12 protein-coding genes are annotated in these 15,606 nt (G+C 54.9%); all 12 read right to left on the bottom strand.

All coding sequences use genetic code 11. The features are described from left to right. Positions 1-500: hypothetical protein (locus KJ869_04875; protein MBU1576525.1), on the bottom strand; the 500-nt coding region annotated here is incomplete at its 3' end. After that, a complete protein-coding gene (locus tag KJ869_04880) occupies positions 497-1,447 on the bottom strand; it encodes a transketolase family protein (protein MBU1576526.1) in 951 nt (316 codons plus the stop codon). The genes KJ869_04875 and KJ869_04880, both read right to left, overlap by 4 nt. Positions 1,448-1,491: 44 nt before the next feature. After that, the gene (locus KJ869_04885) at positions 1,492-1,995 is read right to left on the bottom strand and encodes a hypothetical protein (protein MBU1576527.1); all 504 of its coding nucleotides are present in this window, start codon (positions 1,993-1,995) and stop codon (positions 1,492-1,494) included. Positions 1,996-2,100: 105 nt separating this feature from the next. Further along, the gene (locus KJ869_04890) at positions 2,101-3,237 is read right to left on the bottom strand and encodes an aldo/keto reductase (GenBank protein MBU1576528.1); all 1,137 of its coding nucleotides are present in this window, start codon (positions 3,235-3,237) and stop codon (positions 2,101-2,103) included. A gap of 135 nt (positions 3,238-3,372) precedes the next feature. Next, complete coding sequence (locus KJ869_04895; protein ID MBU1576529.1) at positions 3,373-3,882, bottom strand: nitroreductase family protein; 510 nt, start codon at positions 3,880-3,882, stop codon at positions 3,373-3,375. A gap of 43 nt (positions 3,883-3,925) precedes the next feature. Continuing rightward, complete coding sequence (locus tag KJ869_04900; protein MBU1576530.1) at positions 3,926-4,747, bottom strand: transketolase; 822 nt, start codon at positions 4,745-4,747, stop codon at positions 3,926-3,928. Between the two features lie 3 nt (positions 4,748-4,750). Further along, on the bottom strand, positions 4,751-5,395 hold the full coding sequence (fsa, locus tag KJ869_04905; protein MBU1576531.1) for a fructose-6-phosphate aldolase: 645 nt from the start codon (positions 5,393-5,395) through the stop codon (positions 4,751-4,753). 112 nt (positions 5,396-5,507) lie between these two features. Beyond that, complete coding sequence (locus KJ869_04910) at positions 5,508-7,112, bottom strand: BamA/TamA family outer membrane protein (GenBank protein MBU1576532.1); 1,605 nt, start codon at positions 7,110-7,112, stop codon at positions 5,508-5,510. A gap of 76 nt (positions 7,113-7,188) precedes the next feature. Beyond that, complete coding sequence (locus tag KJ869_04915) at positions 7,189-10,557, bottom strand: hypothetical protein (GenBank protein ID MBU1576533.1); 3,369 nt, start codon at positions 10,555-10,557, stop codon at positions 7,189-7,191. Positions 10,558-10,574: 17 nt separating this feature from the next. Then, positions 10,575-11,432, bottom strand: a complete 858-nt coding sequence (locus KJ869_04920) for a hypothetical protein (GenBank protein ID MBU1576534.1) — start codon at positions 11,430-11,432, stop codon at positions 10,575-10,577. A gap of 80 nt (positions 11,433-11,512) precedes the next feature. Continuing rightward, entirely contained in the window at positions 11,513-12,325 is an 813-nt protein-coding gene (locus tag KJ869_04925) for a hypothetical protein (GenBank protein ID MBU1576535.1), read from the bottom strand. Next, positions 12,322-15,576, bottom strand: coding sequence for an immune inhibitor A (locus KJ869_04930; protein MBU1576536.1), 3,255 nt, complete (start codon positions 15,574-15,576; stop codon positions 12,322-12,324). The genes KJ869_04925 and KJ869_04930 overlap by 4 nt, the downstream gene beginning before the upstream one ends. Between the last annotated feature and the right edge of the window lie 30 nt (positions 15,577-15,606).

The raw sequence follows: 15,606 nt of genomic DNA on the forward strand, positions 1-15,606 counted from the left end.
GTGTTACCTGCAGCCAATATATAACCATTCTCAGTAGGGATTATACCAGATAAGCTTGTATAATCCCTGCCATTAACTACACTTTCCATTCGCATCCAAATCCTATTGGTTGTTTTATCGTATGTCAGTTTGTCGACTTTTAATTTAGTAAGTGACGGGCCAAAGTTCTCTTTATCCATACTTTCTTGAAGTGAAAAATCGCTATATCCTATTATTTCTTTTTTAGGCATTCTTCCGCCATAGTTTATTTGCAATAAAATATATGGTGTGGCAATTCTTTTATTTGAATCAGGCTGAAAACCATAATCATAATGCTGTTTTTTAGCATTTGGTGTATTGATCGCAACTAGATTTTCATGTTCCTCTATCATATATACGGGAATTTGCACCCAGTCATCAGGCACTGTTATAGAAAATTCATCTTTCATCATTTCTTTCCCACTTGCTGTGGTTATTACACAATGCAGCAATATCAATGCTACAAAAACGAACCGCTTCATTTTATATCCCTTCTTTTACGTTTTACAACTTTAAGTACACTATTGTAAATATCCGCATCCATCAAATGATACTTCTTCATCAGCTCCCAGGGCTGGCCGGATTCGCCGAAAGTATCCTTCACCCCCACCATTTCCACAGGTACCGGGAACTCCAGCGCCAGCGCCTCGGCCACCGCGCTTCCCATTCCCCCGGCCAGCTGGTGCTCCTCGGCCGTGACCACCGCCTCGGTCTTTTTAGCAGACGCTATCAGCGCCTTTCTGTCTATCGGCTTGATGGTATGCAGGTTGATCACTTCGCAGGAGATGCCTTCTTTAGCCAACTTCTGCGCCGCCAGCAATGACAGATATACCATCAATCCGCAGGCGACGATAGTGACATCCCTGCCCTGCCGCATGATCTGGGCTTTGCCGAATTTGAACGGGGTTTTCAGGGTGGTGATCACCGGTATCGGCTCCCGTCCCAAGCGAATATAGACCGGCCCGGAGATCTTCGCAGCTTCCAAGGTGGCCAGCCAGGCCTGATGGGTATCGCAGGGGATGATCACCTTCATGTTGGGAAGGACCCGCATGATGGATATCTCCTCCAGCGCCTGGTGGGTGGCCCCGTCCGGGCCTACCGAAAGCCCGCCATGGGCCCCGGCCAGCTTGACATTCAGATCAGCATAGCAAATGGAGGTCCGTATCTGGTCCCATGCCCGGCCGGCCAGAAATACCCCGTAGGTGGTGACGAAGGGGATCTTGCCGGTCAGAGAAAGGCCCCCGGCGATCCCCAACATGTTCTGCTCGGCGATGCCGATATCGAAGAACCTTTTGGGGTATTTCTCGGCAAACCGGCTGGTCAGGGTGGACTTGGCCAGGTCGGCATCCAGCACCACCACCCTTTTATCCCTGGCTCCCAGTTCCAGCAGGGCGTCGGCATAGCCGAAACGGGTAGGCTGCTGTTCCATTGAATCAAGTTCCGTTATCTTTGCCAAATGAAAATTCTTCATATTCATCTTTGCGGATGTTTATCCAGTATGACCGCGAACGGCCAGTTAAAAAACTCAATCACCGTGGGCTTTTGAGCCGATTTGATATCGCCGGAATTGATGTCATAATAATATCCCGGCAGTTTAGCATAGACCAACCTGCCTTTTACCAGCCCGCGGTAACGGGCATCCATTTCATCTATCACGATCTTGGCATAGCCGCCCGGCTCCCTGGATTCATAAGCCAGGACCAGTCCCTCCTTTGTGGTAGGGCGATAGGGAGGCCTAAAAGAAACACTGGAATGTCCGGAATTCAGGCTGTCACCAAACTCTATTTCTGCCCCGACAACGATACTTTCAATGTTTAACTCCAGCCCGAGCCCGGGTAGAGGAAAAGTCGAACTTTTCCTCAGGGGAAATACAATATTTATAGCCTTAGGCCGCGGCCCCAGGTCACCATATCCCTCGATGATGAAACCGGCCTCCGGCCCTGGCTCCCAGACATATTTTGAGCCGTCAAGAAGCATGGAGTACGGTTCGGTTGGAGTTTTACTTGAGCTGCAACCCAAAACAAGCAAAACATTAACAATAGCCACTAAATATTTATATTTCAATTTATTAATCACTGTGCTTTATTGCGATTTTAAGGCCTGGTGAACCTTTTCTAACAGATCCGGGATCTCCAATTTTTGGGGGCATTTGGGCTGACATCTCCGGCACCCGGTGCAGGCTGCCGCCCTCTCCCCCTCCTTCAGCCGGTTGGCATACTGCCATTTCGGGCCGTTGTAATTGTTATAACGTTCGGCCTCGTTGTACATGGCAAAATTCGCCGGGATATTGACCCCATAGAAACACGGCATGCAGTATCCGCACTGGGTGCAGTCTATGGCCTTGGAATTGAGATAGGCCTTTTTCACCTCTGCGATGACCTTCAACTCGATCTCGGACAGCTTTTGAGAACCGGAGTTCTCGGCGATCCGCAGATTATCCCGGACCTGCTCCAGAGTGCTCATCCCGCTTAGCACCAGGGAAACCCCCGGCTGGCTCCAGGTCCATAAAAGACCCCATTCGGCCGGACTGCGGGTTATGCCAGATCGCTGGAAGATCTGACGTATATTCTCCGGCGGATCGGCCAAAGAACCTCCCCGAAGCGGCTCCATCACTATCACCGGGATGTTCTTTGCGGCAGCATACTGCAGGCCAGCCGTGCCGGCCTGGTTTTCGGTATCCATATAATTATACTGGATCTGGCAGAAATCCCACTTATGTTCGTCTATTATCTGTTTAAAGACCTCCGGCCCGTCGTGAAAGGAAAAGCCCAGGGAGCCGATCTGCCCGGCCTCCAACTTTCTTTGGGCCCATTCCAGCACGTTGAAACCCTTTAGCTTCTCCCAGGGGGTTTTGCTGAGGGCGTGAAGCAGATAATAGTCTATCCTCCCTGTTTCCAATCGGGCCAGCTGCTCGGCAAATATCCGGTCCATATCTTCGACTGAATTGACCGCCCAATAGGGCAGTTTGGTGGCCAGCCGTACCTTCTCCCGGTATCCGTCCCTGAGGGCCTGTCCCACCGTCGTTTCGCTTTTCCCGTTATGATAGCCGTAGGCGGTGTCAATATAGTTGACGCCGTTGTCCACCGCCAGGCGGATCATTTCTATGGCCTGGGGCAGATCGATATCTCCTGGATCGGCGCTCTTAAGCGGCAGGCGCATGGCGCCAAAGCCTAATATGGATACATGAAAGTCATCTTTTCCGAATTTGCGGTAGTGCATTGTATTATTGATCAAACGTTTATTATTCTTTATGTCATCCTGAGAATACTCACAAACGTGGCTGGGCGTAGGATGACATTACTCACCCGTTCGGCTTGGCTGGCAATGATGTGTCCTCAGGGTGACAAGAAAAAGTCACCATTTGTCATGATGTACTTTTTTGGCGGAATAGCGTTTTATCGGCTTAACTTTTGTTTTGGGATAACCAATCGAAATCAGCGCCATTGGAATAACGCTTTTAGGTATGCCTAGATATTTCTGAAATCCCTTTACCCTTTCCAGCCGGGGATACACACCACACCAGACCGCGCCCAAGCCCAGGGCATGGGCCGTCAGCAGAATGTTTTGGGTGGCCGCCGAGCAGTCCTGCACCCAGTAATCCTTGCTGATTTCAGCCCTAAGATCCCCGCAGACCACGATGGCGCAGGAGGCTTCCTTCAGCATCTGGGCATAAGGATGGATCTTGGTGATGGCAGTCAGTATTTCGCGATCCGACACCACAATGAACTGCCAGGCCTGCTGGTTGCAGGCCGAGGGCGCATTCATAGCCGCTTCCAACAGTTTTTTGACCTGTGCCGAAGAAACTTGCTTGGTGGTATAACTACGGATGCTGCGCCGAGTCATTATGGCTTTTAATGTTTCCATGTTTTCCTGATTTGGCATTATAGGTTTAACAGGTTCAATAAGTTTAAAATGTTAAACTATTTAATTCTTTCATTGCCTTCGCGTATTCTTCCCTATTCGGGGCCCTGCCGTGCCAGCCGGCCTGGTTTTCCATAAAAGAAACTCCCTTACCCTTGACCGTCCGGGCTATGATGACGGTGGGCTTTATCTTTGACTGCCCGGCTTTGATAAAAGCCTTTTTGATCCGTGCAATATCATGCCCATTAACCTCGATGACGTTCCAGCGGAAGGCCCGCCACTTATCGGCCAGTGGCGCCAGGCCCATCACCTTCTCCACCGGACCGTCTATCTGCAGATTGTTGTAGTCCACTATGCCGATAAGATTGTTCAGTTTGAAATGCCCGGCGGCCATGGCGGCCTCCCATATCTGGCCCTCCTGCAGTTCGCCGTCACCCATCAAGCAGAAGACTCTGGCTTTATTGCCGTCCATCTTCAACCCCAGCGCCGTTCCGGCGGCAATGGACAGTCCCTGCCCCAGCGAGCCGCTGGACATCTCTATTCCCGGAGTCTTCAAACTGTGGGGATGCCCCTGCAAGAGAGAACCAAGATGCCGGAAGGTGGCCAGATGTTTCTTAGGAAAGTATCCCGATTCTGCCAGGGCGGCATACAGCACCGGACAGGCATGGCCCTTGGATAAAAAGAACCTATCCCTCTGTTCCCATTTGGGGTTCTTGGGATCGTGCTTCATGATGTCGAAATACAGGACCGCCATGATATCGGCCGATGAAAGCGAACCGCCGGGATGTCCGGAGCCCGCTTTATAGGTCATCTCGATTATATCCCGGCGTATCTGTCGGGCGATCTTTTTTAACTGCGCGAGGGTCATCTTTTATTTCTTCACCTTGGCCCAGTCGTCGTTGAATTTCTTGATCCCGATGTCGGTCAGGGGATGCTGGGCCAGCATCTTCAGCACGTTGAAGGGCACCGTAGCGATATGGGCCCCTATCTTGGCGCAGTCCAGCACATGGAGAGGCGTCCGGATGCTGGCCGCCAGCACCTGGGCAGGCAAATCATAATTGTCATAGATATGGACGATCTCCTCGATCAGCCCCATGCCATACTCCGAGACATCATCCAGCCGGCCCACGAACGGGCTGATGAAGGTGGCCCCGGCCTTGGCCGCCAGCAGGGCCTGGTTGGCCGAGAACACCAGGGTGATATGGGTCTTGATGCCTTTTTTCGACAGCTCTTTGACCGCCTTGAGCCCCTCCAGGGTCATCGGTATCTTGACGGCCACATTGGGGTGGATCTTGATCAGCGGCTCGGCCTCCTTCAGCATGCCGGGTGCATCGGGGCTTAAGACCTCGGCCGAAACAGGCCCGTCCACTATGGCGCAGATCTCCTTTACCACCTGGGCGAAATCGCGCCCCTCCTTGGCGATCAGGCTGGGGTTGGTGGTCACCCCGTCGATGATCCCCCAGCTGGCGGCCTCTTTGATCTCGGATACATTGGCGGTATCTATGAACAGCTTCATTTTAGCGCTCCTGTATTAATTAAAAAACCTTCGTTCCTGATAATGAACGAAAGCAACTGTTGATCTGACATCGGGTTTTATTATACTTAAAATGCCCGGATTTGTCAACCGCCTAGAAATCGCTGTCCAGACTGATATGGACTTTCCCCTGTCCCCAACCGTCCCCCCGGCCCAGGCCGTAGACCAGGCTGATCCAGCCCAGGGCGGTGTCCATCCGGAAGCCGGCCCCGTATCCGGAGCGGTAGCCACGCTGAGACCTTTCGGGATCATAGTAATAGCCCAGATCGTAGAACGGAAAAAGCTCCAAGCGGCGGTCCGGCGAATAGCGGTATTCCAGGTTGCCCCAGGCCAGCTGATTGGCGATGAACTGCTCCTCCCAGTAGCCCCGCAGGGAAGCGGCCCCGCCCATGGAGAACTGGTCGGAACGCGGCACCGGCTGCTCGCTGGAGATGACCGCCCTAAAATGCCCTGCCAGCGATATCGACTGCCCGCTGAATATTCCCTGAACCTGACCGGCATCCAGCTTGACCCGTGAGACGGTCAATTGAACCGAGGGGTCGTAATATCTTTTGCGGCCGTATTCGATCTCTAATTTTGATAAGAAGCCTCTGGGGCTGAGTGATCCGTCCCGGTAATCGGCCTCCAGGGACCACAGCGAATTGTATTTGATGTTCCGCTTGATAAGCTGGGCCGACCCCGGCACCACCCGCACCGCCTCGGCCCCCACCCCGGCGGTGAAATGCTCCCCGGCCGGAAGGTCCGCCATCATTCTGCCCGAGCTTTGGGTATAGGTGGAATCCTCAATGCGGTGGCTCACCGCGGCGGTAAGGCCCATGTTCAGGGAAAATATCCAGGGGGTGGAGAACTCGGCCGACAGCCGGCTGTTCTCCTGGCGCAGACGCTGCCAGCTGATCCTGGCCCGGCGCCCGGCCCCGCCCAGATTGGAAAAGGCCATATCGATGCTGCCGGTCAGCCAGCCGTTCTGCCGGGTCTCATCGCGGTTATATCCCACGGCTCCGAAGATATTATTGTACCGTCCCTCCTCCACAGCGATCAGCAGATTCTCGGATCCCGCCCGATCTCCGGCGGTCAGCATCGGTTCGGAAACCGACCGGAAAAGCCCGCTCTTGATGAGCCTGGCCCGTCCTTTTTCAATATTCCTTCGGTTGAATGCCACTCCCGGAGCCAGGCCCGATAATCTCAGCAGAGCCTGATCTTTGGTCTGAACATTGCCGGCAAACCTGATTTGGTCTATGTTTACCCTGGGGCCTTCTTCGATCTGGTAGCTGTAATCCAGCCGGCTGCCGGACAGGGAGAAGTCACCGACCGCTATTCTGGCATGGGGGAATCCGTTGTCGGCGTAAACCAGCGACAGCGCCGCTATGTCACGCAGTATCTTGCCTTCCGAAAGCGTTCCCTTTGGCCGGGCAGAAAGCAGGCCCGCCAGATAACTTTGGCCCAGATAGTTGTTGCCGGTGATTATTATATTTCCAGCGCTGGGAATGATGCCGTTGGTTATTTTCACTTTGGCCTCGGTGCTGTCGGGCGAATACTCCAGTTCCAGTTCAGCCAGAAAACATCCGGCCCTGTTCAATTCTCCCAGCAGCCTATTCAGCCCCGCCGGCAGGCCTTCCGAAGACAGGCCTGTTTCCGGCCGGAAACCGATGATGGCATTCATCTGCTTTGTGCTGAACGGAGACTGCCCGTCATAATCCATTCGACCGACCTTAGCCGGCTGAGCCGCCGAAACTAAAGCCAGCAGGATGGCCGCCGTCAGGATGTGTGTTCTCTTTTTAAAAATATGCCCTTACCTCCATCCTTCCGTTGTGAGCGGTCTTTTTACCGTCCTCTTTCCGTCCGTCATAAGAAGACGATATGGTGAAATAGTTGTTTATGCGGTAATCGTATGTTGCCCGCCAGGTCTTGGTCCAATCCAGGGGGCGGGTGTAGCGGAACTCCAGGGGAATGTTCTCCAAAGGCTGATCGGCTTTCCGGTGGATCACCCCAGCCTCAGCCTTAAGCTGTCCGGAGAGAGACAGCTTCCGGGACAGGCCGGGGGACAAGGACCAGTGCTGAAAATTCGTGACCGGCACCGGCAGGTTATATCGCTGGATCCTCTCCCTTCCGGCCTCCAGCTTGGCGTTCAGATCAAGCTGCCGGCTTAGGCTATATAATATATCAGTTCCCAGAACATCAGGCCGGGCGCTGCTTTCCAGGCCGATCAGGTCGTTGTAGGTTTCCGATATGTTCGATGACAAATATAACGACAGCCTGGTCCTGGCATCCAGAGGATACCCTAGCTCGGCTTTTCGCTCGTTGCTACGGCGCACCGTGGCGGTGGACAGGGTCTGGTTGTCGCGATCCCGGCGCCAGCGGTACAGCAGCCTGGCGTTCCAGCCGCCCCCGGCATAATAGCCGACATCCCCCGAAAGATCCATCGATCCGGAAATATCCTGGGGATGGCTTTCCAGCGAGGGCAGGGTGGCCAGCAGGGCGGGGTTTAATTTTCTCAGGGATTTTATTGCCGAAAGAGCCGCCAGATCCAGCCGGAAGCCGGTCCACCAGGCCGGAGAAAAATACTGTCCCGGGTTGAACTGCAGATAGCTTCTGGCCGAGATCTCGCTGGCCCGGCTGGACGGCCCCTCCTCCAGTATCTGCTTAAGGTAGTTGCCGGCGGTGTCGGGATAGTAGGCCCCGGAAAGCGAGTCGTAGCTGTAATCCCCGGCCCTGTCCGGCACCTTGACATACACTTCCTTTAAGAGACGAGCCTCGGTGGCATTGAGGCTGTAATCCAATCCGGTTCGGAGGGATTGCTGCCAGGCGGAGTAGTCCACCCTCAGCAGCCCCAGATTGCTTTTCTGATCCTGCCCTGAGGAATTGGGCCGGATGGCCTTGCTGCGATAGGTGTGGTCCAGGCTCAAGGCCAGCGATCCCCCGGCATCGTACTTCATAAAACTACTGACCTGGTCGGTATGGCTGGCTCCCTGCCATATCTGCTCCAGGCTGTCGCGCAACAGGTCCTCGCGCCGGGAATAGCGGCTGCCCCAGTTAAGTTTGTTGGGGCGGCAGGCAAATCCCAGAAAACCCTCCATTATCCGGCCTCCCGAAGAGGCCCCGCTGTGATAATAATTATCATCCAGAGTATTGCTGGCCCCGGCCTGATAGGTAACTTTACCTTGGGATATTTCCGCCTCTGTCCGGTGTTCCTGCCGTCCGGCCGAAGACAGCAGGCTGTCGATCCAGGCCCGGCCCAGCAGGGTCTTACGGTAATTGTAGGAGACGGTCAGGGCCGGCCAAGGCTTGAAGCTGGAGGACCCCTGGTACTTGCGCAGCCACAACCCATCCCTGAGATTGAGCCGCCCCCAGCCTCCGCCGACCTTAAGATATCCGGCCGGCCAGTAGCCGGCCTTATATTCCTGGGAACGCTGCCCCTCCATGGGATCATGCCTTTTGAGGCCGGTCCAGCCCCCCAGCCCCCAGCGGCTCTCGAAATCGCCCTCGGCAAGGCCCAGCTCCGAACGGAAATCGCTGCCATACGATATGCCCCGGCCGGACACTTCGAAGCCGCCCCAGTCCAGGGTGTCCCGGCGCCAGAGCAGATCATACTTGCCGCCGTCGCCGGCATTATCGCCGTCATCCAGCGATGACAGGGTGTTCAGATCCTTCCAGGTCCTGGCCCCGTTGACAGCCAGCCGGCCGCCTCCCCAAAGGGTTTTTAACTGCAGGCCCAGCGACCGGAATTCTTCCGGACGGGGATATCTTTTCAGGGCCGCGTATTCTCCTTTCCCCGCACCGGCATATACAAAAGCCCCCAAGACACTGTCATAAACGTAATCACCTTTCCCCGAGCCCATCCAGGTAAAGGATACGGCATATCGGCCCAAACCCCTTCCGGCATATAAGTAGACGGAGTCCGGTTTATCGTAGTCGCCGTTGCCGCTGTCGGCCAGAGACCCTCCGTCGCCCCAAAGTTTTGTGGTGTCGTCCCCGGCCTCTTCCAGCACCGATCTCCATACATCGTTCATCTCCCCGGCTGACGGCTGTTTGGGATCATCGGATTCCTGGTAATAGGCGCTGCTTATCAGCAGGTTCTTTCCGGCATACAGGTCGTTGCTGACAAAATACAGGTTCCGGGAAAAGCTCTCCAGTGAATATTCGAACTCGGCGGTGATCCTGGAATCGTCGGTGATCATCCGGCGCGGGGTGAACAATATCTGGCCCTTATCATAGTCTATGGTATAGTCGCGGTCACTCCCCCGTTGCAGCAGCGTCCCGTCCAGCCAAATCCGGTCGCTGTTGGCCAGCACCCGGAAAGCATTGGCCCCTTCCGGAACGGTAAGCTGGTAGGGCCCCTGAACCCCGTCCCGGCCAGAGAAGCGGACATATCCCGGCTTCCCTTTGGCGCTGGACACCGAAAATCCCAGGGAGTTTGACCGGTAGGAGAAGGCCGCATCCAGCCCCTGCAACTGGCGCTGGACATTAAGCAGTTCCTGGCGGTGATATGACAGGTCGTAATCCCCCACCACTGCCGACCAGTTGGAGGAGTTGGCCCGGATGAATATCTTATCTATCTGGCTCAGTTCCTGGGTGCTGCCGCTGACCGGCATTCCCTGGTCGGACAGCATGGCGTTGACCTCCAGGTTCTCCCCCAGGCGTCCGTTGACCCTGACGTTCAGGGACTGGTCCAGTGACAGGTCCCTCCCGCTGCCCAGGCTTATTCCCACGGATTTGCTGCCGCCGAACCTCAGTTGTCCGTCCCTGGCCTGCAGCCATTGGCTCAGGCTGTCGGATCCGGCCTGCTGGCTCGAGGCCGGCAAAGAAACCAGTTTAAAAGTATCGGGAAATAATTGCAGATACTGTCTCTGAGGCGGTATCTGCAGAGGCAGGGCCGAAAAATAGATAGTAAGAGTATCCCCCCAGGCCAGGGGCAATGCCAGATAGATAGTTCCCTGGTTGTAATCAATGGCGTAATCCAGATTGCGCAACAGGCGCCTCTCACCCAGCAGGACGCTGTCGCTGCCGAGAAAAACGAAGGGCGCCCCCAGCCGGTATTCATTCACAGCGGGGTCGCCTGCGATCATAATGCTTTTCCGGATCGGGGAGATGCTCTCCGCTCCAGAATAACCGAACCATAGGCCCAGGGCAATAATTGTTATGGCCACGCTGGTCCGCATAGCCCCTAGAACTTGACAAAGGCCAGATTTCCATCCTCGGCGACAACTCCGCTGCCGAACGGGCTCAGGGCTACGGCATATGGCTTCTGGAAGGGAACCCCCATCTGTTTGACCCACTGATCCCTTTCATAAACATACACCCCGACCATCCCCTGTTCCGGCTGGCATATCCACAGCCGTCCCAGGTAATCGAAGCCCACCGCCTGAGGGTGGTTCCCAACCGGTATATGTATTGAGCTGTGCCTGGCGCCGTAAAGATTATAGAACATGATTATCCCGCTGCGCGAATCAGCCAGGGCCATAATGTTCCTTGAGACATCAATCGTGATCGAGCCCGGACGGAACACGCCCCCGCCGGACATCTCGATGCGAAAGCTCCGCAGTTCATATCCTGAGCGGTCAACCACCTTGACCTGGGCATTGATGCCGTCCAGCAGATAAATGTCACCGGTGATGGTGGCGGCGCCGGTCGAGGCCGAAATGCCGGAAAAGCCCGCTTCGGATAACTGCTGTCCTTTCCGGTCGAAGCATTTTATTTTCCGATCCAGGTTATTCAGCAGCCAATAACAATCCGCTCCGCCGGTTATAAGAACATCCCTGGGCCGGGACAGATCTGTACGAAAAAGCTCCGTTCCGTCCCAGCCGGCCGAGGCCAGAACCCAGCCGGCAGCCTGGGTATAACAGGCATTGCCCGAACGGTCGGCGGCCAGAGAGGAAACTTCCGACAAGATCTGGAGGGGATAACGCAATGCGATATCAACCGATCTTTCATTCATCCTGATCGAGGGCCTTGGCGGGTCAATGTAGGCGGTGCAGGAAAGGATCGCCAGGCTGGAAATCAGCAGATACCTTTTAAACTTCATTATATTCGATCCCCAATAATTGAAAAATCCTCCGAGGCTGCATCCACAGGGCAGGAGGATTTTTCGGCTTATCACTGTATTTAAAAACTTTTTCCCAGAGCCACCCCGATATCGCAATTGCGGGTGGTTAGGAACTTAAGCTGCCAGCTCTCCTCAAGCTCCGCCCTCTTCAGCCGGTTCTTGTTGTATCGCTTGGTCAATCGGGCGGCATTGACCGCTGAAAGAAGGTGGTTTAAAATGGCCGCCCCGTAAGAATAGCTTATCCGGTGCAAAGATTCCTGGCTCTTGACCCTCAAGCCCCGGTATTGATACCAATCAGTTTGCGTCTGCCAGGCCCAGTCATCGGGGGACCCGTATAGCAGTCCGGTCACATAGGTCTCCTGAGCCTGGGGGTCATCGGGGTAGATCATCCGGGCCTCGGCCCAGATGTCCTCGTTGTACCAGTAACTGCTGGGGTATTCGTAGATATTCTGGTAGTAGATATCCTCGGTCTGTTCCGGGTTGGCCCCGGCCTGCTGGGCGGCAAAATTGCGGTAATCCCGCTTCCACATCTCCCCCTGAAATTTGGAAAAGGCGGCGAATGACCAGATCATGGCCTCGGCCCCCAGAAAAGCCTTGGCCTGGGTCTTGGCCCCGGCGTAATACTCGCCGGCTCCCGGAAGGATCAGAGACATGAAGAAAGCCTTTTTAAGGGATTTTTTCGGGACTCTTATTTTTTCAGTTTTGGTGTTAGAATCCACCGGAAGGGATACGGCTGAAGGCGTGATCTCATCCACATTGATGTGAGTGCTATCAGCGCTGGGTCCCTTTTCTTCCACCGCGCTTTCCACCGCCAACAGGCTGCCGGATAGAAATGCCGCCATCATAAATGTATAGATAAAATACTTAATCATCTTATCACCGCCGCTTTCAATATCTGGTATTGGGTATCGTTAGTGGATACAGCCTCCAGCCGGATCAAGTAGACCCCGAAGGCCAGGTTGCCAAGCTGCCATAATATTTCGTTCTCTGTTCCGGCAAATCCCGGCTGGCTGAAATCCTGGACCAGGTCGCCGGCCAGGTTGAAAACTTTTATATTCACGTTGGCTTGAGTGTTCAAGGAGAATCGTATTTTGGCGGAATTCCCCCGGGCCGGATTGGGATACACATAAGCATTGGCCAGCAGTTTATCCGAACTCTTCAGCGGATGCTGGGAAAGATCCCAATTCAAATATCCGGAGTTGGCCTGGTCGTTATGGAACCCGGTCCAGTGGCTGGTCCTGCTGGAAAAAGCTGACGGAAGGCTCCAGACATACAGCCTTCCGTCATCGCAGCCGATGGCCAGTTCGGTGCCGGTGGTATCTCCGTCCAGATCAAACGCCAACGGTGTGGAATAGGTACGGCCACCGATGGTCAAAGGGAAGCCGGCCGCATCGGTGCCGTCATTGTTGAAGGCCATCAACGAGTTGTCCGGGGAGCCGATCACGATCTCCGGCAGGCGGTCCCCGTCCACATCGGCCATTATCGGAGAGGACTGCACTAATTGCGATGCCGAAACAACCACCGGGAATCCCTCCACCAGGGTGCCGTTGTAGTTGTAGACGTGAAGTTTATTGTCCACCGCCAAGGCGATCTCCAGATATCCGTCCCCGTCAATATCGCCCAGGGCCGGAGAAGACAGGGCGATCCCACTATAGCTTACCGGCCAGCCCTTCAAAAGCTTACCGGCCTTATCTATCACATAGATGCCCTTGTTGGTACAGCATACGATCTCCGGATTTCCGTCCCGGTCAATATCGCCTACCGCCGGCGAGGAGCTGACCACATCGGCCCAGGGTTGCAATGCCGGGAATCCCGCCACCAACTCTCCATTCCCTTTAAAAACGAACACCCGGCTGTCGCCGGAAAGAACGATGATCTCCTTCCCCGGCGACGAGGCATCCAATTCGGCCAAAGCCGGAGTGGAGCGGGTTTCCATTTTCAGATCATAGGGAAAGCCCGATAGAATATTCCCTTGATGGTCCCAAACATGCAATTTCATATCCTCGCCGGCCGCAATCACCTCCATGGTGTCATCGCCGGTGACATCGCCCAGAGTCACTGAGGAATATATGGGCCCGGTAACATTGACCGGAAATCCTGACATTAGCGTGGCGTGGTAGATAACGTAAGGGTTTCCATTGTCCGAAAGCACCGTGTCCGGCTGGGGGATCAGGCTGAACCCGGATATCTGCCCCTCGGTCATGGAATAAGACGAGGTAATGAATACCTCCTGCACCCCGTCCAGATTTATATCGGCCACCGCCGGCGAGGAATATATATAACTGCCGTCCTTGACCCGGGCGATCTCGGCCCGGACCTGGACCGTGTCGTTGCCCGCCAGCACCAAAACCGTATCCCGGTTGAACAACCCGGAGCCGTCAGCCTTCCAGGCATACAATCTGCCCAACACACCGGCAACCAACACCGCTTTATAGGATGAATCGGTGCCGGGATACATTGTTATATAATTAACGCTGTTCCAGTCCACCGTATCCCCCAGCACTGCCGGGAAGCCCGGCACCGCCCAGCCCACCTTCACCCGGGCTTTCATGGTATCCCCCGGAAGTGAGATGTTATAGATGGAGATATGGGTGGACGAGCCGTCGTTGGCCAGAGTGGCTGGGTTGCTGGCGTCATCCAGCCGGTCGTTATTGCCCCTGAAATAGGCATCGTAGGGGCTGGCGATGGTGGAATACGGCGAGCTGACCCAGTGCCGCAGATCCTGGATATGGTCGGCCTCCAGCATATAGATGGCCTTGACATTGCCGGTCATCAGGCTGTTATCATCCCAGCGCTGTCGGATCAAGTCTTCATCCACATGATAAACCAGAAGACCCCCTTTGTTCAGGTCGAAGGGCAACGACATGTCGTAATCGTCAACCTTCACCAGCACCCCGTTGCGCCAGGTCCGCACCGCACTGTGATCCGAACCGTAGCCGTAGATCAGGGAATCGGAAAAATCTACAGCATCGTCGGGGTTGGCCCAGGCCCGGCGGTTCTCTATCAGATAATATTCGTGGGAATTGATCGGGATCTTGACGATGGCTTTGGGATCCTTGGCCACCCAGGCGAAAACCTGTTCGAAGTCGTCCCCCGGCTTAAGCTCTATGGGTTCGGCCCAGCCCAGAAATACCTTGCACCAGGCCGAAAGATGCGGCGGGACATAGGCGTTCATGTTGAATGAGCCCCAGGACATCAACTCCCACTCCCCCAGCCCGGCCGACTCGTAGGTGTAATCATAAAGGTCGGGCAGTCCCAGCTGGTGGCCGAATTCGTGGGCAAACTCCCCCTGGGAGCCCAGCACCATGCCGTCCTGGCTCTGGGTGGCGGCGTCCAGGATCCCATCGTAGATGGTATCGGCCCCGGCATTGGCGATCAGCGGCTGGTCGCCCAAAGAGATGAACACCGAGGGGATATCGGCCCCCCAAGGATCGGTCTGCCAGCAGGAGCCGGCATGAACGATCATAAATGATTGATAATCACGGAAGGATATATTCAGCGGGTCGTTATCTGCCGCGGCTATGGCATCCCTGAATAGGAAATACAGTCCGGCTCCCCAGTTGTCCCAGTTATTATAGAAGTCGCTGTAGAAAGACATCTGGTGCGGCAGGGTATAGTCGGCGGTATCTCCCTTGGGAAACTGCTCGAACTCAATATAGAGTTTTCCATAGGAGACCGCCCAGTAGTAGTTGTGCATGGCCAGCATCTGGTTATGGATATAGGTGCTGTCGTGAGGCGGCTCGTAATACAGGTTGTGCCCCTGGGCCGGATCGTTGTTGGTGTAGATCGGCTCCCCGTTGCCGGCATAGTCAAAATGCCCGTTGCCGGTGGTGTTGATGTCGCTATCCAGCTGGAACTGGGCTTTGATCACCAGCACCCGGATGGTGTCGGGAGTGGCTGCCTTGATGCCTTTTTTTACCTTGGCGGCCCGGATCCCTCCCAGGATATTGCGGGTGGAAACGGCGTCCCGGTAGCCCTTGGGCTGCTGTTTTATCTGTTCGGCAATGGACATGGAACTTTTCCAGGTCGCCTTCAAATTCTTCAGATCATCGCCGTGCAATCTGCTAGCAAGCAATACTGTAATGGCCACCAATCCGATCATATTATTAAATGATAACCTCAAAACGCCTCCCCCGATTCATAGGTTTGAATG

It is taken from the genome of Candidatus Edwardsbacteria bacterium, from assembly GCA_018821925.1.
Classification (GTDB): Bacteria; Edwardsbacteria; AC1; order AC1; family EtOH8; genus UBA2226.